We start from the raw sequence: 23108 nt of genomic DNA, 5'->3' as shown, positions 1-23108 counted from the left end.
TGTGATGAAATGCGACCCTAATCTTTATCGCGCAGCGTCGCCGTCACTCGCCGTGAAACCCCGTCTGGTTCGTCATTTGTTCCTGCCGCCACTGATCATCGCCATGATGATCGGCCTGGGCTATATCGGCTTCTGGATCAGTGAGCACTATGGCATTCGCAGCCTTGGCGAGAACGGCCAGCGTCAGCTGGAACTGCACGCCCGTGCCGTCGAAAGCGAAATCAGCAAATACACCTACCTGCCCAGCCTGCTGGAGCTCGAAACCAGTGTTTCGCAGCTGCTGGCCGACCCGACCCCGGAACACCGGCAAACGGTCAACGATTACCTCGAAGGCCTGAACCGGCGCAGCCGCAGTCGGGCCATCTACGTGATGGACACCACCGGCCGCGTCATGGCCACCAGCAACTGGCGCGATGTCGACAGTTACCTGGGTGAAGACCTGTCCTTTCGCGCCTATTTCCAGAACGCCGTGCGCGGTCAGCCGGGGCGTTTCTACGGCATCGGCAGCACCAACGGCGAACCCGGTTACTACCTGGCCCATGGCCTGGAAGAACACGGCAAGATCATCGGCGTCGCGGTGGTCAAGGTGCGTCTGGAAGCCATGGAAGAGCGCTGGCAGCGCGCGCGGCTGGAAGCCTTCGTCAGCGACGAGAACGGCATCATCATTCTCTCCAGCGATCCGGCTCGACGCTTGAAATCGGTGGTGCCGCTGAGTGAAGAAACCAAGGAAAAACTTGCCCGCAGCCTGCAGTACTACTGGTTCCCGCTCAACGAATTGCAACCGCTGGCCCGGGAAACCCTGTCCGAAGGCGTGGAAAAACTCACGTTCCCGGCCAACAGTGAACTGCTGCTCCAACAAGATCGCGACGATGAAAACATCAGCTACCTGTCGCAAACCCGGCCGTTGAGCGATACGCCATGGAATTTCACCCTGCTCACGCCGCTTCAGGACTTGCGCCGCGAAGCGATCAACCAGGGGATTCTGGTGGCCGTGGCGTTTGCCCTCTGCGCCTTTCTGTTGATCGCCTGGAACGAGCGGCGCAAGGTGATCGCCACCCGCCTCGCGGCCCGGGAAGCCTTGCAGGAAGCCAACAACCAGCTGGAACGTCGGATTACCGAACGCACCACCGACCTGCGCGCCAGCAACGAACGGCTCAAGGGGCAGATCCGCGAACGCCGGCACGCCGAAGAGACCTTGCGCCGCGCCCAGGATGAACTGGTACAGGCCGGAAAACTCGCGGCCATCGGCCAGATGTCCACCAGCATCGCCCACGAACTGAACCAGCCGCTGGCGGCGCTGCGCACCTTGTCCGGCAATACCGTGCGCTTCCTCGAACGCGGCCAGCTCGATGTCGCCAGCACCAACCTCAAGACCATCAACGAACTGATCGACCGCATGGGCCGCATCACCGCCAGCCTGCGCTCGTTCGCCCGGCGCGGTGACGACAAGGGTCAGGCCTGCCTTGGCAAAGCGGTGGACGCGGCCTTGCAATTGCACGGCGCACGGGTGGAAAACACACCTCTGCAATTGCACCGCCATTTTGACGCTGTGCAGGTACAGATCGATCAGACCCGCCTGGAGCAGATTCTGGTCAACCTGATCGGCAACGCCCTCGACGCCATGCAAGCGCAGCCGCAACCCGAGCTGTGGCTCGAAGGCGAAACCTTCGATGGCAAATACCGCCTGCGCGTGCGTGACAACGGCCACGGCATCGACGCCGAAGCACGCAAGCACCTGTTCGAACCCTTCTTCACCACCAAACCCGGCGAACAGGGCCTGGGCCTTGGCCTGACCCTTTCCGCCAGCCTGGCCGCCGCCACCGGCGGTCACCTGGGTGTCGAGCACCCGGCCAGCGGTGGTACCGCATTCGTCCTCAGTTTACCGTTGGTAAGCCCCACTCCCGCCGAGCCAATATGAACAACGACCTTAGTGTATTGATCGTCGAAGACGACCCCCATGTGCTGCTCGGCTGCCAGCAGGCGCTGACCCTGGAAGACATTCCCTGCATTGGCGTGGGCAGCGCCGAAGAAGCCCTGGAGCGGGTCGGCGACAACTTCGCCGGCATTGTCGTCAGCGACATTCGCCTGCCGGGCATCGATGGCCTGGAGTTGCTGACCCGGCTCAAGGAGCGCGACCGCAGCCTGCCGGTGGTGCTGATCACCGGCCACGGCGACATCTCCATGGCCGTCGGTGCGATGCAGAAAGGCGCCTACGACTTCATGGAAAAGCCGTTCTCCCCGGAACGCTTGGTGGATGTGGCCCGCCGCGCTCTCGAGCAACGCAGCCTGGCGCGGGAAGTGTCGTCGCTGCGCCGGCAACTGGCCGAGCGCGACTCCCTCGAAGGGCGGATCATCGGGCGCTCGCCGGCCATGCAGAACCTGCGGGAGCTGATCGCCAACGTCGCCGATACGTCGGCCAACGTGTTGATCGAAGGCGAGACCGGCACCGGCAAGGAACTGGTCGCTCGCTGCCTGCATGATTTCAGTCGGCGGCACACCAAGCAGTTCGTCGCCTTGAACTGCGGCGGCCTGCCGGAGAACCTCTTTGAAAGCGAAATCTTCGGCCACGAAGCCAACGCTTTTACCGGTGCCGGCAAACGACGGATCGGCAAGATCGAACACGCCGACGGCGGCACGCTGTTCCTCGACGAAGTGGAAAGCATGCCCCTGCCCTTGCAGATCAAACTGCTGCGGGTATTGCAGGAACGCACCCTCGAACGCCTCGGTTCGAACCAGAGCGTGGCGGTGGATTGCCGCGTCATCGCGGCGACCAAGTCCGACCTCGTCGAGTCGAGCAAGGCCGGCGAATTCCGCAGCGACCTGTACTACCGCCTCAACGTGGTGACCCTGGAACTGCCGCCGCTGCGCGAGCGCCGCGAGGACATCCTGCAACTGTTCGAACACTTTCTGCAGCAGTCGTCCCTGCGCTTCGACCGCGCGGTGCCGGAGCTGGACAACCAGACCCTTTCAAACCTGATGAGCCACGACTGGCCGGGCAACGTGCGTGAATTGCGCAACGTTGCCGAGCGCTTTGCCCTGGGCCTGCCGGCGTTCAAGAAAACCGGTGCCGGCGGAAGCAATCAAGGCCTGGCGTTTGCCGAAGCGGTGGAAGCCTTCGAGCGCAACCTGCTCAGCGATGCCTTGCAACGCAGCGGCGGCAACCTGACCCAGGCCAGCCAGGAACTGGGCATGGCCAAGACCACGCTGTTCGACAAAGTGAAAAAGTACGGCCTGAGCCATTGAGCTGTGTGGACCTGATTCTCAAAACACCCCTGGGCGCGGCGGTGGTGGTGAGCCTCGCTGGCCTGGCTACGCTTTCACAGAGAAATACATTCTCCTGTGGGAGCGGGCTTGCTCGCGAAAGCGGTGTGTCAGTCAACTCAAATGCCAACTGATACTCCCTCTTCGCGAGCAAGCCCGCTCCCACATTGGACCGAGGGAGTTAGAGGAGATTGTGATCAGCCACAGGCTCGATCTGCGCCCAGTGCGAAGTGTCTTCACGGTGCTCGCGCAAGTACGGCAACACCGCCCCCAGCAACGGCGCCTTGAACGCCTCCTGGAAACGATGGGCCAGACCCGGAATCAAGACCAACTGGCTGCCACGCAGATGCGCCGCCAGATGCACCCCGTGCATCACCGGCAGCAAGGGGTCGGCCGTTCCATGCACCACCAGCGCCGGCACCCGCAACTGGTTGAGCAGCGCGACCCGGCTCGGCTCGGCGAGAATGGCCATGATCTGGCGTTTCACGCCCTCGGGATTGAACGCCCGGTCATAGGACTGCGCCGCCTGATGCAACAGCACCTGACGATCATCGCTCACCATCGGGCTGCCGAGCGCCGCCAGCAAGTCGGCCTGTTGTTCCAGGGCCACCTCGCGGTTCGCTGCGCCACGTCGCGCCAGTAATTGCACCAGCGCCGCACTAGGCGCGGGCAAGCCTTCAGCCCCGGAGCTGGTCATGATCAGGGTCAGGCTCTCGACCCGCTGCGGGGCCATGGCCGCCATGTGCTGGGCGATCATCCCGCCCATGCTGGCGCCCAACACGTGGAATTGATCGATGTGCAAGGCATCCATCAAGCCCAGGCCATCGTCGGCCATGTCGGTCAGCGAGTACGGCGACGACACCGGCAATCCGAGTTTGTAGCGCAGCACTTCGAACGTCAGGTTGGCTTCGGCCGGTGCTTGCCGCCAGGTCGACAGGCCGACATCGCGATTGTCATAGCGAATTACCCGGAACCCCTGCTGGCACAGGGCAACCACCACCTCGTCCGGCCAGTGGATCAACTGCCCGCCCAGGCCCATCACCAGCAGCAAGGCCGGATCCGACGCACGGCCGATGCTCTGGTACGCCAGGCTTACCTCGGCCAGATCCACCCGCTCGGTCGGAACATTGACGTCACAACGCGAGGCCGCCAACGACGGCAGGCCGAACAACAGCGCGGCCAGAAATATGATTCGTGAAAAGAATGCAGCACCCATGAAAAAACACCAAAACGCAGAACCCCAGTAGAGCGCGAGTCTGATGAAGTTTGCTCAAGCGCGCTGCCACAGTTCCATGACAGTTTGATGAACGGCGCCGGGCGGTCATCCGGCGTCACAACCGGTTTGGCGATAACTATGTACCACCCCTCCTCCTGCCGACTGCCGCCTAATGCCCGTACCGCCGGCACGGCCCGGCTTTCTGGAGATTCATCGTCATGGTTGACGAAACCACCCCCCTTACGGCCGATTTCGGCCTCATCTACCCATTGCCCGCCAACCCGGACCAGGGCCTGAGCCTGAGCGCCTCGGCACGCTGGGAAGAATGCTGCGAGCAGTGGCTCAGCCTCATGGCGCAAAGCTCGCAAGCCCAGCTCGACACCGCTTGGTGGAGCGCACGTGCGCTCGGCACCGATCACTCGCGTCGGGAGCAAGCCATCCGCTTGTATCGCCAGCATTTCGAGGCGTCGAGCCAATGGGCGTTTGCCCAAGGCATCCTCGATGCCGGGCAGATCAAAACGTTACTGACGCTCATCGACCCGCCAACACCAACGCCTGACCAGCACCCCGTGTACGTCGAACAGCTGAACCTCAAAGATGACAATGGTCTGTCTGCCCCGCTGTCGGGCGCGCTGGTCATCACCCGGGATACCGATCAACCGGTCGCTCAGCTGTTGTATCTGCCTTCACACTCATCCGCCTGGATGACCTTTCAAAGCCGGATTGAACTGGAGCGCTGGTTGACCGAGCATCAACCACAGCGGTTCGACCAGCCCCGGCTGTCGATGGACAAGGGCAGCGTCGATTACACGGTCCTCGACACAGCTGTGCTGCGCACTGGCGCCGAAGCCCTGTTGTCCCGATTGTCCGTCGCCCCCGCGGACCGGCCCGGCAATGCTGCCGTGCTGGCCGCGCCCCCTGACCTGCCACTGGTGGAGACAGACGACAACGCGGCCCTGTTCGGCCAGCTCAGCCCCGATATTCCCTTGGGCGTGCGTCACCGCGCGCTGGCACAACAGCGGACGGCCCTGGAGAGTCTGCTCGGCGATGACTTTTCCGGTGATGCCAAGGATCCACGTCTGCAACGCCTGCAACAGCAACTCGAGACCCTCAGCGCTGCCGAGCAGGCCAGCAGCGCCGCCGCGACGGCGCTACTGGACGCCGCCGATGGCCTCAAATGGCTGGAGCTGCGCCACCAGCCGGGCCCGCATTACGCAGCCCTGCTCCAGGCACGCCAAGACGGTTTGCGCGCCGAAGCCGAACTGCAATTGAGCCTGAATCAGATCAACAGTGAAGAGCATCAATGGCTCATCAGTGTGCTGGATGCCCCCGATCAGCCCCGAGCGGCCGACCTGGTGGTCGCGCGGCTGGAACTGTCGGCAACCGACACCGAAGACGACACCCGCCGCACGCAAACCGAGGAACTGGACGGCGTTCTGCTGTTTGCCAAACCCTCGGCGCTGCTGGCAAATTCGACCGACAGCCTGTTGCTGTACTGGCCCGGACGCTTCGGTGGACTGCAACGGTTTGCCTCTCGACAGCTGCTGGAACAGTCGCTGTTCAAACGCCCGGTCAACGACCCTGCCCTGGCAGTGCACGTTTTGCCACTCAGCGGCTCGCCTTTTAAATACGCCCTGCAAATCCAGCTCCACAGCTGTGAACAACAAGCGGCCCGGATCATTGCAGCCAATCCTGTTCCGCTTCGTACCAGCCAGCGTGCGGCCGAACTGGAAAAACTGCGCGAGCAGACCCTCGCCTGCCTGACCGTCCCCCAATCCGCCGCCCGGGACTGGGTATACGCACGCATCGTCGAGCAAAACCAGAGCAGTGCGCTGGCCGCTCAATTGCCGTCGTGGCATCGCGAACTGCCTGCCGTGCAGCGTGACCGGCTCAAGACGCTGTTCAAATCCTGGATCGGCGCGATGCAGCGCTCCCACGCGTGGCTGGAACGTGAACTGCCGCCACGGGAAGCCTTCGCCATCAAGGCTGTCGACGCCCGGCTGCGCGTGGAATTCGACCTCACTCAACGGGTGGAGGTGCAGCTCGACGTTCCCGATTCCACGCTGTGGCAGAAAGTGGTGACTGAAGGCGCCGCTCCAGGCACCCCTCAACAAAATGTGCTGGTCGCCAGCGAGCAGCGCAGCAAGCTGTCCCTGGGTGAGCTGGCGCTGGGCAACATCGATCAGGAAATGGGGTGGCGACTGTCGTTCATGCAGGTCGAGGTCAGCGGTGCCGACGCCGCACAACAGCAGAAACTGAAAGGCGCCATCACGACGTCCTGGCTGAGCAAGCTGGTCACCGAGCTGGATCTGGCCGGGCAATATGAAAGGCTGATCCGCGAGACGTTCCTCGGCACCTCGACGGCATCGACGTTCAGTAATGAACATCGGCGCGAATGCCTGAGTGAGCCGTGGCGCCTGATGCTTCGCCTGCAAGGCGAATTCGCCGAGTTGGCAAAGGACATCGATGCCAACGGCCGGCAAGTGCTGGAAATCGCCATCGACGCCAACAGCCGTGAAGCCTTTGCCAGCGACGGCAAGCGCATCGAGTTGCTGCCCGCGCACCTGACCGTGGGCGGCAAGGACACCCACGCCCAGGGACCGAGCACCTTGACCGGCGTCACCTTTATCGTGGAGCACTTCAGCGGCCTGACCCTGCTGTTTCTGCCCGACAGCCCCGACGGCATTTATCTGCGCCAGTTCGACAGCCTTGAACAGGCACGGATGCGCCTGTTCAACGATTGCCTGCGCAGTCCGATGGTCAACTACCTGGCCGGCCGCGCCTTGACGGGTGATGTCGCCCACCACGTCAGTCGGATCAACCAGGCCCTATTGAAAAACTTCGACGGGCTGATCGGCGTCGGTACGCCCTGGCCAGCCAGCACTTCCCTGGCAGCGCATCTGCTGAATGTACACATGGGCCGTTTGCTGGAGGCCCATCGGGCGACGTCGCGCTCAAATGATGCGTTGTACCTGGAACAGGTCGCCTTGAAGTCCGGCGCAATGTTTAACTACCTGAAAATGGCTGTGGGCATGCTGCCCTTTGTCGGTACGACCATCGCCCTGTACGACGCCTGGAACAGCGCCAACCTGGCGGTGGCGGCCTTTCTGCGCGGTGATGTCGGCCATGGCCTGGCCGAGGTGGAGGCGGTGCTGTTGTCGCTGATCGACGCGGCCATGGACATTCTCCCCGGCACCACTGCCACCCCCGGTGTCGCTCGCGTCGCCACGCGCAATCGTCAGTGGCGGGCGCTGGGCAAAAGTCCGCGGGCCCTGCAGGTATCGACGCAACCCCAGGCGCGGCGGTCGCTGGAGCGCTTCAAGGGTTATGAATATGAAAAACCGATTTCCCTCGCGGGCCTGCAACCAGGCAGCGAAGGCATTTATCGCAACGTGTATCGCCACGCCGACGGCGACTTCATGCTCAGCCAGGGAAGAATCTATCGCATCGAACTGGAAGGCGAACTACCCCGCTGGCGCTTGAGTGGCACCAGCAGCCGGACCTACAAACAGCCAGTCGCCCTCGATGAATCAGGCCACTGGAACACCCACTTCGCGGTGTACGGCACCGTGATCGAAGGTGGAGGCGTGGGCGGTGGCGCGGTGCTCGGGCACATGGCCGACGGATTGGACCCACTCTGGCCGGCCGCCATTCGCCGCTGGCTGCCGCGCTGGTGGACCGACCGAGCCTTGCGCCGGCAATTGACCCTGACCAATACCGCCGACGCCTACTCGCTACGGCTTGATACCCAGACCCGCAGCAGCAACACCCTGCTTGAGCACTACTTCGGCCTCGAACTCCAGCAGCGCCCGGCCCTTCGCTCCCGTGCCGATGTCGCCTGCGCGAACGATATCGACCTTGCCCAGGCCCAATACCTGAATCTCGATGAGCTGATGCTGTATAGCCATGGCCGCAAACGCGTGCAGATCGAAGACATCCAAAGTCGCTGCGCCTGGATCATCGTCGACCGTTCGGTGCGGCGGATCAACCTGGCCAAGGAACGGCTGGTGGAACACCTCAATCGTATCGATCAGCTGATCGCCCGGTCAGATGCCACAGCGATCACCGATACCGCCGCGCACTTGCAGTTCATGGCGCAACGCAAGGAGATCCGCAAAAACTTTCTCAAAGATTTCGATCAGCTGCATACGACGGTCGAGGAAGCCAATCGCTGGAACCGCCGTATCACTAACCCGGCGCAAAAAAAGGAGATTGCGAAGGCCATGACGAACGTGAATGAGAAACTCAGCGAGGCCAATCACTACTACCTGAAAACGGCGCACACCCTGGAAATCATCACCCGTTATGACGCGGTGACCGACCTGTCCTGGATGTACTTCCACGTGCAGTTGAAAACAGCCCGCAACAAGGTCGGCCGCGCGCTGCTGACGCAACATCAGCTACCCCAGGTGAGCGCCAGCGTCAGTCAGCGCAGTAAAGTCCTCAAAGACTGCCTGGCCAGCTATACCGAGTTCCGGCGTCAGCTGGGCGCCTGGACCCTCGGCTATCCGCAGCATTTGGACCTGGAACAGGTCACCGCGTTTCTGGACAACCTGGACAAGGTTGAAGATTTTGCACGCCGGGCCATCAAGACGCGACCTTCGGTGGTGCCCAAAGAAGGCCGGCCCGGACAGCAACTGTTCGAGACCGAAGACAACCAGTTGCTGATCGGCATCGCCAGCACCGACGCCGTCACCCGACAAAAGCGCATCACCATCGAAGGTGTCGATGGCCACACGGAAACCTGGCTGCCGCGCTCCAGCGGCAAATATCGCCTCAGCGAGCCAACCGGTTCCGTGCAGCCGGAACTGCCCACCGATGTCGGGCCACTGCTGACAGAAGCCAGGAACAGGCTGGAGGCGGCAAACGCCTATACCCGCAAAGTCGAAGGCTATGCGCGGCAGGACATGCTCCCGGTCGACCTTGAGCACATGATGGGCAGCGAGGCCACGGAGTTGACCATGCGTGCCCAGGCCATCGAACGCTTGTCGCCCACCGATGCCGTAGCGCTGCAACTGCGCAAGCGGGCGGATGAGATGTTGCGCACGGGGCGCACCCTGCGCATCAATCAAAGCATGAGCAGCAAAACCCCGACCGAAGGCTATCTGGACTATCTGCTTGAACAACAAGTGGTGGACATCCGCAAGGAAGGTGGCTTGCGCGACCTGGGCAAACGCGCCGACGGACGACGGGATTTCCTGCAGGAGTACGAAGTGCGCGACCTGCGCAACGAACCGGCGCAAACCCTGTGGTACGCCCACTTCCACTACACCTCGGCCCAGCCGGCATTCGGTGACTTCGTCAAAGGCCATCTGAAACTGCCGGAACAACGCAACCTCGGCCTGAAATGGCAGCAGGACGTGGCCGCCAGTGGCGGTACGGTCGAGGCGATCTGGCGCGGCGACATCGGCAAACCGCTGGGCAACAAACACTTTTCGACGCTGTAAAATGACAACGACGGGGCACGCAATGTGCCCCGTCGTGGACAGCGGCACCAACATGAGACAAACTCAACCTTTTCGGTTTATCTACAAATTTTACTCATGGAGCAACCCGGTGCTTGAAATCCGTCACCTCAAGACCCTGCACGCCTTGCGCGAAGCCGACAGCCTGGTGGATGCAGCCGATCGCCTGCACCTGACCCAGTCGGCCCTGTCTCACCAGTTCAAGGAGCTGGAAGAGCGCATGGGCATGCCGTTGTTCGTGCGCAAGACCAAACCGGTGCGTTTCACCAGCGCCGGTTTGCGCCTGCTGCAATTGGCCGACGCCACCTTGCCATTGCTGCGCGCCGCCGAACGCGACATCAGTCGCCTGGCCGGGGGCACCGCCGGGCGCCTGCACATGGCCATTGAATGCCACAGTTGCTTCCAGTGGCTGATGCCAACCATCGACCAGTTCCGCGATGCATGGCCGGAAGTCGAGCTGGACCTGGCCTCGGGTTTTTCCTTCGCCCCGCTGCCGGCCCTGGCCCGTGGTGACCTGGACCTGGTGGTGACCTCCGACCCGCTGGATCTGGCCGGGATCACCTATGTACCGCTGTTCACTTATGAAGCGATGCTCGCAGTGGCCAACCAGCACCGCCTGGCCGGCAAGGCCTATATCGTCCCCGAAGACTTGCTCCCGGAAACCCTGATCACCTACCCCGTGGAACGGGACCGGCTGGACATCTTTACCCGCTTCCTCGAACCCGCCGACATCGAACCGGCCCAGGTCCGCACCTCGGAACTGACGGTGATGATGATGCAACTGGTGGCCAGCGGTCGTGGCGTGTGCGGCATGCCCCATTGGGCGCTGCATGAATACAGTTCGCGGGGTTATGTGAAAGCCAAGCGGCTGGGTGAGAAAGGTTTGTTCGCCACGCTGTATGCAGCGATCCGCGCCGACATGCTCGACGCACCGTACATGCGCGACTTCTTGCTGACGGCCAAGGACACGTCGTTTTCTACATTGGATGGGGTGAGTGCGGTTCGCTGAAATGCAATCAAATGTGGGAGCGGGCTTGCTCGCGAAAGCGGTGTATCAGCCAACATCATTGTTGAATGCAAGACCGTATTCGCGAGCAAGCCCGCTCCCACAAGGGATCTTGGTGATCCTTAGAGCTCGCGCCACATGTGGATCTTGTCGAAGTAATCCTCCCCAACCCGCACGGCCATCGGTTCCAGGCCGAACTGGACGAAACCGCAGCGCCGGTAGAGGTTGAACGCGGCATCGTTGCCAGCAGTGACGGTCAACTGGATCAGGCGCAAACCTGCATGGTGCTGCGCCTCGGCCAATGCCGCCTGAACCAGTTCATGGCCGAGCCCACGCTGGCGGACCCCGGGGGTCACGTACATGCCAAACAGCGTCACCTTGTGCCGGGCCTTCTCCCGAGACTCGAAGGCAAGGCCGACAATGCCGGCCAACCGGCCGGCCTCGAACGCCCCGAGCACCACGTCCAGCTTGCTCGTCAGGCGCGACTCCCACCAACCCAGCGGCATCGCCGCCCGCTCACGCACACTCGAGGTAAATGCCTGCGGGTGCAGATCGAAGGCTTCGAGCATCAGTGCCCGGTAGTCCAGGGCATGGCTGGCGTCCAGTCGCTCGATCCACATCCTCAGGCCATCCGTTTTTGCTCAAGCATCAGCCGCAGCGCCAGCCCCGACAATACGAAGCCCATGAAATAGCGCTGCATCGCCAGCCAGGTCGGATTGTTGACGAACCACGAGGCGATACCCGCGGCAAACATGGCGATCAGCAGGTTGACGCAGAAGCTGACGCTGATCTGGGTCAGCCCGAGGATGATGCTCTGGCTGAACACCGAACCGTGCTCCGGCGTGATGAACTGCGGAAACACCGACAGATAGAACACCGCGATTTTCGGGTTCAGGGCACTGGTCAGAAAACCCATGGTGATCAACTTGCGCGACGAATCCGGGGGCAACTGCTGGGCCTCGAACGGCGAGCGCGCACCGGGTTTGACCGCCTGCCAGGCCAGCCACAACAGGTACAACGCACCGGCCCACTTCAACACCTCATAGGCCATCGGCACCGCCAGGAACACCGCAGTCAGACCGGCGGCCGCAGCAAACAGGTGCACGAAAAAACCCGCGACCACACCGAGCAAGGAGATCACCCCGGCCTTGCGCCCCTGGCAGATCGAACGGGAGATCAGGTAGATCATGTTCGGCCCCGGGGTCAGTACCATCAGCAACGCGGCAGCAGCAAAAATCAGCAGGTCTTGAAGCGGGATCATGGGCGAGGTCCTTTGCGTGATGATCAGGCGATCGCAGTCAGCGATGCCCGATAAAACGGCAGGATCAGGTCCCTTGTCAATGGCGCCAGACAGACACCGCCGTCGGTCACCGGGTCGATCCAGATCACTTCTTCGATCTCCGCCGCCGGGGTGACGTCTGAATCAATCTTCAGCTGAAACAGCTCGGCGTGTACGACAAAACCCGGCTCATTGGCCGCCGGTGCCGAAAAGTGACCGAGGTAAACGGCCTGCGCCGGGTCGATGTCCAGACCCAGTTCTTCCTCCAGCTCCCGAGCCAGCGCATGAACCGGCAATTCATGGGGTTCGATCTTGCCACCGGGCTGCATGAACGCCGTGGTACCGCGCTTGCGCACCAGCAATGTGCGGCCATCGGGGCCGATCAACAGGGCGGCGGCGATGCGGATGAGTCTGGAGTGATTGGGTGAAACATTTATAGAAGAGGGCATCGCTGACCATAGGTCCATGTTGAGGGATGCACAGAATCCCATGCCTTCAAAACTCGGCCAAGAGTGAATCCAGAACTCTCCGCCAACGAGCCCGGAAATTTCCCACAAGCGACTTTGGTAGCGTGTTATGCCTTCACCGGTCAATCGCCCTCCGCCGCCACTGGAACCCCTCGCATGTCCGACATTTCAACGCTGAAAGAAAAAATCAACATCAAGACATTTCACTTCCTTCTCTTGTCGATGCTGACGTTTGGGCTCTACTCGTACGTCTGGCTATACAGGGTTTCGACGGCTGTTGAAGAGGTCACCCGCACAAAGGTCATGACCGAGACATTTCTGGTCGGATTTCTGACGCTGTCGGGGTTGGGGACTTTGCTGATCGTTATTCCCGTCGCCTATACCGAGGAGCTAAGCCTTTTGTGGAACGTTACGACTTTGCTGGTTTCTTTGGTCTGGTGCTTCCGCGTACGCAGGGCAATCCGGGCGTATGCGTTGGCCAAATACAATTTCGAACCACCAATGAATCGTGTCTACACGGTGTTGTTCGTTTTTTGCCATATCAATTACTGCATCAACGCCCTGCCCGACGACAAAAAGAAACACGAACTGGGCCAAGAACCGACCGACCGCTCCATGGACGCTTGAGTTTCATGTAAGAGCCGCCGCCAGGGTGATGAAATGACAGGGTGCGTTGCAACGAGCCATGAGCGACTACTCCGAATTTTATTGGATTTATGGCAGAGCCGAGTTCGGCGCAAATTACGGGTGTTGCGTTGTAGCTCTTCGGTCAGACAGGTGTGTCATCCAAGAGGGCCTCATCGCGAGCAGGCTCGCTCCCACAGTGGATCTTCGGTGAATACAAACCCGGTGAACGACTGCAATCAAATGTGGGAGCGAGCCTGCTCGCGAAGGCGTCAGTCCAGCCAACACAGAACCGGGGTCAGCGCGAAGGAATCAGCAGCTCCAGCAATCCAGATGCATGCTCGACCACCTCCCCCGGCAACTTCAGCCGCTGATCATCCAGGTACCGATAATCCTGACGCGCCGCCGTCAACTGGCTCAGGTCCAGTTCAACGGCAAACTGCCCTTCCTCGCGCCCGGCCTCGAACAGCAGCGTGCCCAGCGGATCGACCAGCGCACTGCCACCGGCAAACAACAAACTGCCATCCCCCTCTTCCACCCGGTTGACCATCAGCGCAAACGCCTGGTTTTCCTGGGCGCGTGCCATGATGGCGGTGCGGTGGGTCGGGCCGTAGGGGTCCATGTTGCCGTTGGTGACGATAAACAGCTCGGCGCCCAGTTGCGCCAGGGCGCGGGCGCTTTCCGGGAATTCGATGTCGTAGCAAATCAGCAGGCCCACGCGCACGCCGTTCCACAGGCAAGTGGCGTAGCGATCACCCGCCTCGTACACACCGCGATCCGAGGCCCACAAGTGCGTCTTGCGGTATTTCAGCGCGATGCCTTCAGGGGTGATCAGCAGCGTGGTGTTGTAGAAACGGCCGTTGTCGATTTCGGCCATGCCGATGGCCACGGCGATTTCGCGCTGGCGGACGGCGTCGAGCACCGCACTGACGGACGGACCGTCCACTGGTTCGGCGACATCGGCCACGGACTCCGCCGAAGGGAAGCCCATCAAATGGCCTTCAGGGAACATGATCAGCTGCGTGTCGGCTGCGCACGCGGCGATGGCCGCCAGGGTGCGTTCGAGGTTGTAGGCTTTATCGTTGTCACGGCCTGCCAATTGGGCGAGTTCGACCTTCATGGGTATTCCTTGTTGTGGCCCGGGCGGCAGAAAGATTGCCCGGTCGGTGTCTGTGCGCCAGTATGCGCAGCAAGCAACCGGGCGGGGAATCACGCCGTTGGGGTAACACGATAGGGGTAGATGCATGACGCTCTCGTTGGACGACATCGCCTGGCACCGCTCGGTGGGGCAACTGATCGACGCCCTGGACAAGCCCAATTTCTGGACCCGGCTGGTGCGTTTGCTGGATCAGTACGTGCCCTTCGACAGCTGGGTGGCCCTGCTTTTCAGCGCCGATCAGCGCCCGCAGGTGTTCGCCGAATGCCCAGGCGAGGATGGCAGCCCTGACCAGTTGTTCCAGGATTACCTGCGCGGCCTGTACCTGCTCGACCCCTTCTACATCGCCTGCCGCGAGCAGTCGCGCACCGGGCTGTATCGTCTGTCGGAAGTGGCCCCGGAGCACTTCGAGCTGACCGAGTATTACCAGCGCTACTTTCGTCTGAATGTGGTGGCCGACGAAATCCAGTTCAATTGTCAGCTCGAAGGCGACCGCACGCTGTGCCTGTCCCTGGGCAGCACGCAGCGCTTCAGCGGCCAGCAGATCGCCTTGTTGTCGCTGATCCAGCCATGGGTGCTCGGCCTGTTGCGCCAGCGTCTACCCTATGAAATCAACGAAGCGGTGGCCCTCGCTCCCGCACCGCCGCAAGCCGACTGGCGGGTGCAACTGGAGGCGTCGGTGCAGCAGCTCAAGGGCGCGCAGTTGACCGCCCGGGAGCTGGATGTCGGGCGCTTGATGCTCAGCGGTTGCTCCAGTAAAGAAATCGCCCGTAAGCTGGAAATCTCTGTCGAAACCGTGAAAGTCCACAAAAAACACATGTACAGCAAACTGGGAATCAAGTCCCAGTCCGAGCTGTTTTCGATTTTTCTCCAGGCACAAAATGCCTGACAACCCATTGGGGGGCTTTGCTTTTATGTGGGAGCGGGCTTGCCCGCGAAGAGGCCATCACATTCAACATTGATAGTGGCTGACACACCGTCTTCGCGGGCAAGCCCGCTCCCACAGTGTTTTGTGTTTAGCCAAATTTATTGAGTCCGAACCCAAGGAAACCGTATGAGCCTGTCACTCCTGAGCCGCTACGCCTTCTTTGCCCTCTGCGTGATCTTCACCCTCGCCAGCCTGCCCTTTCTTGACTATGACTGGCTCTGGCCGATCACCGCCGTCACCGGCGTCCTCAGCCTGATCGGCCTGTTCGATCTGCTGCAAAGCCCCCACGCGGTGCGCCGCAACTACCCGATCCTCGGCAATATCCGTTATCTGGTCGAAGGCATCCGCCCGGAAATCCGCCAGTACCTGCTCGAATCCGACAGTGAAGCCCTGCCCTTCTCCCGAGCCCAGCGCTCGCTGGTTTATTCCCGGGCCAAGAACGAAACCGCCGACAAACCCTTCGGCACCCTGATCGATGTGTATCAGTCGGGTTTCGAGTTCATCGGCCATTCCATGCGCCCGGCGCCGTTGAGCGACCCGAGCAGTTTTCGTGTCACCGTCGGCGGCCCGCAGTGCACCCAGCCGTATTCGGCGTCGGTGTTCAACATTTCAGCCATGAGTTTCGGCTCTCTCAGCGCCAACGCCATCCGCGCGTTGAACCAGGGCGCCAGGCTCGGCAATTTCGCCCATGACACCGGCGAGGGCAGCATCAGCCCCTATCACCGGGAACACGGCGGTGACCTGACTTGGGAGCTGGGCAGCGGTTACTTCGGCTGCCGCACCAGCGACGGTCGTTTCGACCCGGAACGCTTCGCCGCGCAAGCCCGCACGCCACAGGTGCGGATGATCGAAATCAAGATGAGCCAGGGTGCCAAGCCCGGCCACGGCGGCATCCTGCCCAAGCACAAGGTCACCAAAGAAATCGCCGAAACCCGCGGCATCCTGATGGGCGAGGATTGCGTGTCACCCTCGCGCCACACGGCGTTTTCGACGCCGATCGAAATGATGCATTTCATCGCACAACTGCGTGAGTTGTCCGGCGGTAAACCGGTGGGCTTCAAGTTCTGCCTTGGCCATCCGTGGGAGTTCATGGGCATTGCCAAGGCCATGTTGGAGACGGGCATCCTCCCGGACTTCATCGTGGTCGATGGCAAGGAAGGCGGCACCGGCGCCGCGCCCGTGGAGTTCACCGACCACATCGGCGTGCCGATGCGCGAGGGCTTGCTGTTCGTGCACAACACCCTGGTGGGCCTGAACCTGCGGGACAAGATCAAACTCGGCGCCAGCGGCAAGATCGTCAGCGCCTTCGACATCGCCAGCGTGCTGGCCATCGGTGCCGACTGGGCCAACTCGGCGCGCGGCTTCATGTTCGCCATCGGTTGCATCCAGTCGCAGAGCTGCCATACCAACAAATGCCCGACCGGCGTCGCCACCCAGGACACCCTGCGCCAGCGCGCGCTGGTGGTGCCGGACAAGGCCCAGCGAGTATTCAACTTCCACCGCAACACCCTCAAGGCCCTGGCGGAAATGCTCGCCGCCGCCGGCCTCGAACATCCGTCGCAGTTGTCGGCCAAGCATCTGGTGCGACGTATGTCGGCAACCGAGATCAAGCTGTTCTCGCAGTTACATGTATTCCTCAAACCCGGCGAGCTGCTGACCGGTGAAGTGAATGGCGAGTTCTACTCGCGGATGTGGCAGATGGCGCGAGCGGACAGTTTTGAGCCCAATGAAATAGAAGCGGCATGACCTCGCTGCACCGATCGAAATCGCACATCACCAACGCAGCGATTTGCTCGGGGCCGGCTCCTTCATCACGATAAAACCGTAATCGCCAATCAGGTAAATCCGGTAGAACTGGCTGTCCACCAGCGCCGGATAGCCCTGATAGCCAACCCGCGTCGCGTTGCGGCGCTCGCGCTCCGCCACCACATTGGTGATGCCCGCTTTCGGCAGATTCTCGGCCAGCATGTAAAAATCGGTATTGAGCAGGTAGTGCAGCACCGGCATCTGCTTGAACGTGCCTGCCGCCGCCACCAACCAATAGTCGGAGTAAGTCACCGAGAGGTAGATCCGCCTGGCCTCGCGCAGCGACTGATGGCTGGCGATGTCGTACGCAAGGCTGGCCAATGCCGTGGACGCAAAGGTTTTCTGCAGCGTCAGCACCCGGCCATAGGCGAACGACAACGACAGCATCGCCAGCAGCGCAATGATCAACAACAGTGGCAGTCGCTCATGAATCGACGCCAGCGCCAGATGGCTCAAATAGCACAGCAACACCAGCAGCACGGCGAAGCCCATCAAGGTGCGGGCACCCTCGTTGAAATCGCGGAAAAACAGCGCGACACCGGACACCAACAGTGTCACCACCGGCACTGTCAGCAAGCACATCAAACCAATCAACAGTTTCTTCGGCCCGTCGTCCTGACGCGCCGCTACGTTCAGTCCCAACCGCACCGCCCCGGCTATCGCGAGCAACAGCAACCCGCCGAACACCCAGAGCCATCCGCCATGGAACAGCAGCACGACTTTTTCCAGGACCCGGGCCATGTTGATCTGGATCTGCAATAAAGGATGCGCCGTCCAGTCCAGCAGCAACGTGCGCTTGGAATCCATGAATAGATAAGCGCTGACGCTGTAGATCAACCCGCCGAGGATGACCTGGGCGGCTTTCCAGCCCAGCAGGTCGCGCCATGGCACCGGGGCGGTTTTATCGTTGGCGGCCCTGAGCAACTCCAGGCAACACAGGCCCAGGAACACATTCAGGCTGATCTGATACAACCCCAGCGCCAGTGCAATCAGGAACGAGGGCACCAGCCATTGCACGCTGCGCCACGGATGACGAAAGGTGATCGCGTAGATCACCGCCACCAGGCTCAAGGTCGTGGTGGGACCGTCGTATTGATAGGACAGGTTCTGCAGGAAGAACGGGTTGTACCAGAGCGGCAACAGCACCAGACAGCAAGCGACGGTCGGCTGGCGAAAATAATGGAAGGTCAGGCTGGTCAGCGCGGCCGCCATGGCCAGCGTGGCGATCAACAGGGGCAAGGGAAAGATGTTCGGCGCGGCATGGCTGAAGGTCAGCGCGTTGTAGAACAGTTGGGCGAAGAGTCGGCCCTGTTCGGACCAGGCCATGCCCGCCGCCAGCGAGCGCCAGTTGTCATCGATGTAGGGATAATCCGCGAGGATCAACGGCAGGACATACACCAGGGTGGCGAGCAGAAAAAACCGCCAGACCTGATGCCGGCTGAGCTCGCGGACGAAAAAGTCGCTGAACCGGCCCATGCTAGTGCCCGCCCCGGTCTTTACCGCCGACGATGTCCTTGATCACATAACGCGGTCGGTGCTTGGCCTCGATATAGATGCGACCGATGTACTCGCCGAGGATGCCGATGCCGATCAGTTGCACGCCGCCGAGAAACAGGATCGCGGTCATCAGCGACGGGTACCCGGGGACGTTGTTGCCGAAGAAAATCTTGTCCAGCACCATGTACACCGCGTAAAACACCGCGAAAATCGAGATGCCGCCACCGACATAGGTCCACAAGCGCAGCGGCACGGTGCTGAACGAGGTCACGCCTTCCAGGGCCAGGTTCCACAGCTTCCAGCCATTGAACTTGCTGTTCCCCGCTACCCGCCCGGCCCGCTCGTACTCCACCACCACGGAGTTGAACCCGGCCCACGACAACACGCCTTTCATGAACAACTGATGCTCGGGCAGGGAACGGATCACGTCGACCACCTTGCGATCCATCAGCCGGAAATCTCCGACGTTTTCCTCGATTCGGGTGTAGGCGATGCGATTGAGCACGTGGTAGAAAATCGACGCGCTGTGACGCCTGAGGTAGCCGTCGACGTCCCGATTGCGGCGCTTGGCGAGCACCACATCGGCCCCCTTCTGCCATTGCTCGACCAACAACGGGATGACGCTGATCGGGTCCTGCAGGTCGACATCCATGGGAATCACGGCATCGCCGCTGGCGTGCTCCAGGCCGGCAAACAGGGCCGGTTCCTTGCCGAAGTTGCGCGAGAAATTGATCAGCAGCACCTGCTCATCGGCCTCGGCCAGTGCTGTGGCCTGTTCGGCCGTGCGGTCGGAACTGCCGTCGTTGATGAAGACGATTTCAACCTCGGTGTCGCCCAGTTTCAACTCTCGGCGCACGGCCTGATAAAACAGGTTGATTGACTGCTCCTCGTTGAATACCGGGACGATGAGCGAAATTTTCATTGATCACGCCCGCGAAACACCACGTATTTGGAATACAGGAAACCGAACACCAGGCTCAACGCCGAAAACAGCACGACGGTGAGCAGGCCATGCAGGCGCCACACATCACCCAGGTGACCGATGCCCAGGCTCAGTGTCCCCATGCCCAGAAGAAACAGCAGATAACCGCCGATCGTGGCACTCGCGGCGAAGGTAAATTGCGCGTTCATGTAGAAGGAAAATGACGCAGCCACGCAGAAGGCTGCCAGGTTGCTGAGTGCCTGACTGAGGCCGGCCGCCACGCTCAGTAGAAAAAAGACCTGCCAGTGAATCAGGGTGTTGGCGACCCCGATCACCGTGTAGCTGGACAGCCCTTTCCACAACAGTCTCATGTGAGGCTCCCGTTTCAAGAACGTTGTACTTATGAGTATTTGAGCCTGTCTGCTGTCAGAAATCGCAGATTGACGGACCTTTCAGACCAGCGGTTGAGCCTTGGAGCAACGTCCGAGACATCCGGTAATATCCCGGTTTTGCAATTCACTGCGAATCACGCCACCCTGCGCGCCGCCGACTTGGCGCGCGGCCCTTTGCGCCCGCAGCCAATCCCATTTTCACTCGCTGATACGAGCCTGCTGTCATGACTTTAGCGCGCGATCACCGGATCGACTTTTTTCGTGGCCTGGCACTGATCTTCATCTTTTGGGATCACGTGCCCCACAACCCTTTGGGGCAAATCACCCTGCGTAACTTCGGTTTCAGCGATGCGGCCGAGGTTTTCGTGTTTCTGGCCGGTTTTGCGGCGGTGCTGGCGTACGGCAAAGTCCTGGCGCGCGAAGGCTTTCTGATCGCCTGCGTGAAGATCCTGCGTCGGGCGTGGGTGCTCTACGTGGTGCATATCTTCCTGCTGGCGATGCTGATGGGCATTGTGTTTTTCGCCAACAGTCACGTGGAAACACGGGATCTGGTGGAGGAAATGGGCATGCATCATTTCATCAGCAACCCACAGCAGGCCCTGATCGATGAACTGCTGTTGCGCTTCAAGCCGAACCTGATGGACCCGTTGCCGCTGTACATCGTGCTGCTGGCGGGCTTGCCCCTGGTGCTGCCGATACTGGTGCGCAAGGCCTGGGTGGTGGTCGCGATGTCAGTGGCGCTGTACCTGATGGTGCCACTGGCGGGCTGGAACCTGGCGGCCATCAAGGACGGCGTGTGGTATTTCAACCCGGTCGCCTGGCAATTGCTGTTCGTGCTCGGCGGCGCCGCTGCGATTCACAGCCAGCGCCCGCGCTTGCCCGAAACCCGCCCATTGGTACGCCAGCCCTTGTTTGTGAGTGCGGCGCTGTATGTCGTGGTCGCGGGTGTGTTGACCGTCCTGTGGCGTTGGCCGGACCTGCACGATGCCGTGGTGCCGGCGAGCCTGCAAAACGTCTTCTACCCCATCAGCAAGACCAACCTGTCCCCCGTGCGCCTGCTGCACTTCCTCGCACTGGCCTACGTCACAGCGAAACTGATTCCCGACAGCGGATGGACGCAAAACTGGCTGGCGCAGCAAAGCTGCCGCATGGGCCGTTTCTCGCTGGAGATTTTCTGCCTGGGCGTGCTGCTGGCGCCCTTGGCGGACATGGTCAATGCCCTGACCGACGATGCGTTTGCCATGCAGATTTTCACGGCGCTGGTGGGTGCCGGGTTGATGGCGTTGCTGGCGATGTGGCTTGAGTTCAACAAGCGTTTGAATCAATCACTGAAAACTGTGCCCGCCTGATGAAAAAGCCCCGGTCACTGGACTGCCTTATGTAGGAGCGAGCTTGCTCGCGATGGACTCAAGAGCGCCGCGTTTAGCCAGAAAAGACGCGTAAACGTTAACGACCATCGCGAGCAAGCTCGCTCCTACAGGTTTCAGCGTTACAACTCAGGAAACCGAACGCACCGCACCCTGCGACACATTGGTCGGTTGCAGCTTGAACACGTAGAACAGCACCGTCAGCAGCACCAGGAACGCTGGCCCCACATACAACGCCACGCGGGTATCCGGGAAGTACGCCATCAGGCCGACCACCAGCACCAGGAACGCCAGCGCCAGGTACGAACTGACCGGGTAGAGCCACAGGCGATATTTCAGGCCGGCCGCTTCGCTGGCGCTCAGCCCTTTACGGAACTTGAGCTGGGCCAGCAGGATCATCACCCAGGTCCAGATCGCGCCGAAGGTGGCAATGGCCGTCACCCAGACAAACACTTTTTCCGGCACCAGATAGTTCAGCAACACGCCCAACAGCAAGGCGCCAATCGACAGCAGCAATGCACGACGCGGCACGCCGTTGTTCGAGGTCTTGGCAAAGCCGGCCGGGGCCTGGCCGTTCTGCGCCAGGCTGTAGAGCATGCGCCCGGTACTGAAGATGCCACCGTTGCAGGACGACAGCGCCGCCGTGATCACCACGAAGTTGATGATGCCGGCGGCGGTCTTGATACCCAGGCGCTCGAACGTCATCACGAACGGGCTGCCCTGGGTACCGATTTCATTCCACGGGTAGATCGACAGGATCACGAACAACGCACCGACGTAGAACAGCAGAATCCGCCAGAACACCGAGCCGATGGCGTTCGGGATGGTCTTTTGCGGGTTCTTCGCCTCACCGGCGGTCAGGCCGATCATCTCCACGCCCAGATAGGCAAACATCACCATTTGCAGGGACATCAACACGCCTTGCACGCCGTTGGGCATGAAGCCGCCGTGGGTCCACAGGTTGGAAATCCCCAAGGCCACGCCGTCGTTGCCGAAACCGAAAGCAATGATGCCGATGCCGCCGAACACCATCGCAATGATGGTGACGATCTTGATCAAGGCAAACCAGAACTCGAACTCACCGAAAGCCTTGACCGCGATCAGGTTGATCGAGCCCATGCTGATCAACGCAGCGAGCGCCCAGATCCAGCGTGGTACATCGGGAAACCAGATACCCATGTACACCGCCACGGCCGTGATTTCCGCGACGCAGGTCACCAGCCACAGGAACCAGTAGTTCCAGCCGGTCAGGAAGCCCGCCAACGGGCCCAGATAGTCTTGGGCGTATCGGCTGAACGAGCCGGCAACCGGGTTGTGCACGGCCATCTCGCCGAGGGCGCGCATGATCACCAGGATCGCCAGACCGCCGATGATATAGGACAGCATGATGGCCGGGCCGGCCATTTCGATGGCCTTGGCCGAGCCCAGGAACAGGCCGACGCCGATACAGGCACCGAGTGCCATCAGGCGAATATGCCGCTCGCCGAGTTCACGTTTGAGCGGACCGCCCTGAGCGGTCTCGCCTTGGGGCAGGTGATTGCCTACGGGCATTGGGTACAACCTCGTCTTGTTATTGGATATGACCACCGAGTGGCGAAGCGCAGGCCGATAAGCCATCGCTTCCCGAACCGGCCCTGCCTCGTGGGCAACGCCGTCCTGTAGGAAAAACCCGCAAGATCAGTGGGAAAAGCAGCGCCGAGTATTGCACAACAATGGTGCATC

17 protein-coding genes are annotated in these 23108 nt (G+C 61.2%); 8 read left to right on the top strand and 9 right to left on the bottom strand.

Features of this window, described 5'->3' with window-relative positions; translation table 11 throughout:
- Window positions 1-4: 4 nt before the first annotated feature.
- Window positions 5-1918 carry a sensor histidine kinase gene (locus tag PPUTUW4_RS05220; protein ID WP_015093698.1) on the top strand — a complete coding sequence of 638 codons (1914 nt, stop codon included), beginning with the start codon at window positions 5-7 and terminating at the stop codon, window positions 1916-1918.
- Window positions 1915-3243, top strand: coding sequence for a sigma-54 dependent transcriptional regulator (locus tag PPUTUW4_RS05215; protein ID WP_015093697.1), 1329 nt, complete (start codon window positions 1915-1917; stop codon window positions 3241-3243). Before PPUTUW4_RS05220 ends, PPUTUW4_RS05215 begins: the two co-directional genes overlap by 4 nt.
- Before the next feature lie 199 nt (window positions 3244-3442).
- On the opposite strand, the gene PPUTUW4_RS05210 is transcribed toward PPUTUW4_RS05215, so the two are convergent.
- Window positions 3443-4477 (bottom strand): alpha/beta hydrolase, encoded by a 1035-nt coding sequence (locus PPUTUW4_RS05210; protein ID WP_015093696.1) that lies wholly within the window; start codon window positions 4475-4477, stop codon window positions 3443-3445.
- A gap of 218 nt (window positions 4478-4695) precedes the next feature.
- Between PPUTUW4_RS05210 and PPUTUW4_RS05205 the strand changes: the two genes are divergently transcribed.
- Window positions 4696-9924: a DUF6543 domain-containing protein gene (locus tag PPUTUW4_RS05205; protein ID WP_015093695.1), complete on the top strand. Its 5229-nt coding sequence runs from the start codon at window positions 4696-4698 to the stop codon at window positions 9922-9924.
- 109 nt (window positions 9925-10033) lie between these two features.
- Window positions 10034-10951 carry a transcriptional regulator MetR gene (gene metR / locus PPUTUW4_RS05200; protein WP_015093694.1) on the top strand — a complete coding sequence of 306 codons (918 nt, stop codon included), beginning with the start codon at window positions 10034-10036 and terminating at the stop codon, window positions 10949-10951.
- Window positions 10952-11070: 119 nt separating this feature from the next.
- Here metR and PPUTUW4_RS05195 read toward each other — a convergent pair whose 3' ends face one another.
- Genes PPUTUW4_RS05195 through PPUTUW4_RS05185 form a run of 3 tightly spaced genes read right to left on the bottom strand, consistent with a single transcriptional unit; the run spans window position 11071 to window position 12676 of the window.
- Window positions 11071-11568: a GNAT family N-acetyltransferase gene (locus PPUTUW4_RS05195; RefSeq protein WP_015093693.1), complete on the bottom strand. Its 498-nt coding sequence runs from the start codon at window positions 11566-11568 to the stop codon at window positions 11071-11073.
- Between the two features lie 2 nt (window positions 11569-11570).
- Window positions 11571-12209, bottom strand: a complete 639-nt coding sequence (locus tag PPUTUW4_RS05190) for a LysE family translocator (RefSeq protein ID WP_015093692.1) — start codon at window positions 12207-12209, stop codon at window positions 11571-11573.
- A gap of 23 nt (window positions 12210-12232) precedes the next feature.
- Window positions 12233-12676, bottom strand: coding sequence for an NUDIX domain-containing protein (locus tag PPUTUW4_RS05185; RefSeq protein WP_015093691.1), 444 nt, complete (start codon window positions 12674-12676; stop codon window positions 12233-12235).
- A gap of 174 nt (window positions 12677-12850) precedes the next feature.
- Between PPUTUW4_RS05185 and PPUTUW4_RS05180 the strand changes: the two genes are divergently transcribed.
- A complete protein-coding gene (locus PPUTUW4_RS05180) occupies window positions 12851-13321 on the top strand; it encodes a DUF4234 domain-containing protein (RefSeq protein WP_015093690.1) in 471 nt (156 codons plus the stop codon).
- A gap of 295 nt (window positions 13322-13616) precedes the next feature.
- On the opposite strand, the gene PPUTUW4_RS05175 is transcribed toward PPUTUW4_RS05180, so the two are convergent.
- Window positions 13617-14438, bottom strand: coding sequence for a carbon-nitrogen hydrolase family protein (locus PPUTUW4_RS05175; RefSeq protein WP_015093689.1), 822 nt, complete (start codon window positions 14436-14438; stop codon window positions 13617-13619).
- Window positions 14439-14562: 124 nt separating this feature from the next.
- Between PPUTUW4_RS05175 and PPUTUW4_RS05170 the strand changes: the two genes are divergently transcribed.
- A complete protein-coding gene (locus tag PPUTUW4_RS05170; RefSeq protein WP_015093688.1) occupies window positions 14563-15363 on the top strand; it encodes a LuxR C-terminal-related transcriptional regulator in 801 nt (266 codons plus the stop codon).
- Window positions 15364-15528: 165 nt separating this feature from the next.
- A complete protein-coding gene (locus PPUTUW4_RS05165) occupies window positions 15529-17148 on the top strand; it encodes an FMN-binding glutamate synthase family protein (protein WP_015093687.1) in 1620 nt (539 codons plus the stop codon).
- Between the two features lie 27 nt (window positions 17149-17175).
- On the opposite strand, the gene PPUTUW4_RS05160 is transcribed toward PPUTUW4_RS05165, so the two are convergent.
- From PPUTUW4_RS05160 to PPUTUW4_RS05150, 3 genes are read right to left on the bottom strand one after another with little or no spacing between them, the layout of a single operon-like run.
- Entirely contained in the window at window positions 17176-18684 is a 1509-nt protein-coding gene (locus PPUTUW4_RS05160) for a glucosyltransferase domain-containing protein (RefSeq protein ID WP_015093686.1), read from the bottom strand.
- Between the two features lies 1 nt (window position 18685).
- Window positions 18686-19627 carry a glycosyltransferase family 2 protein gene (locus tag PPUTUW4_RS05155; RefSeq protein ID WP_015093685.1) on the bottom strand — a complete coding sequence of 314 codons (942 nt, stop codon included), beginning with the start codon at window positions 19625-19627 and terminating at the stop codon, window positions 18686-18688.
- Window positions 19624-19998 (bottom strand): GtrA family protein, encoded by a 375-nt coding sequence (locus PPUTUW4_RS05150; RefSeq protein WP_015093684.1) that lies wholly within the window; start codon window positions 19996-19998, stop codon window positions 19624-19626. Before PPUTUW4_RS05150 ends, PPUTUW4_RS05155 begins: the two co-directional genes overlap by 4 nt.
- 245 nt (window positions 19999-20243) lie before the next feature.
- Here PPUTUW4_RS05150 and PPUTUW4_RS05145 point away from each other — a divergent pair, with 245 nt between their 5' ends.
- Window positions 20244-21368 carry an OpgC domain-containing protein gene (locus PPUTUW4_RS05145; protein WP_015093683.1) on the top strand — a complete coding sequence of 375 codons (1125 nt, stop codon included), beginning with the start codon at window positions 20244-20246 and terminating at the stop codon, window positions 21366-21368.
- Between the two features lie 147 nt (window positions 21369-21515).
- On the opposite strand, the gene PPUTUW4_RS05140 is transcribed toward PPUTUW4_RS05145, so the two are convergent.
- Window positions 21516-22937 (bottom strand): amino acid permease, encoded by a 1422-nt coding sequence (locus PPUTUW4_RS05140; protein ID WP_015093682.1) that lies wholly within the window; start codon window positions 22935-22937, stop codon window positions 21516-21518.
- Between the last annotated feature and the right edge of the window lie 171 nt (window positions 22938-23108).

The organism is Pseudomonas sp. UW4 (assembly GCF_000316175.1).
In the GTDB taxonomy this organism is placed as follows: Bacteria; Pseudomonadota; Gammaproteobacteria; order Pseudomonadales; family Pseudomonadaceae; genus Aquipseudomonas; species Aquipseudomonas laurylsulfatiphila.
This window is presented reverse-complemented; position numbering and strand designations above follow the sequence as displayed.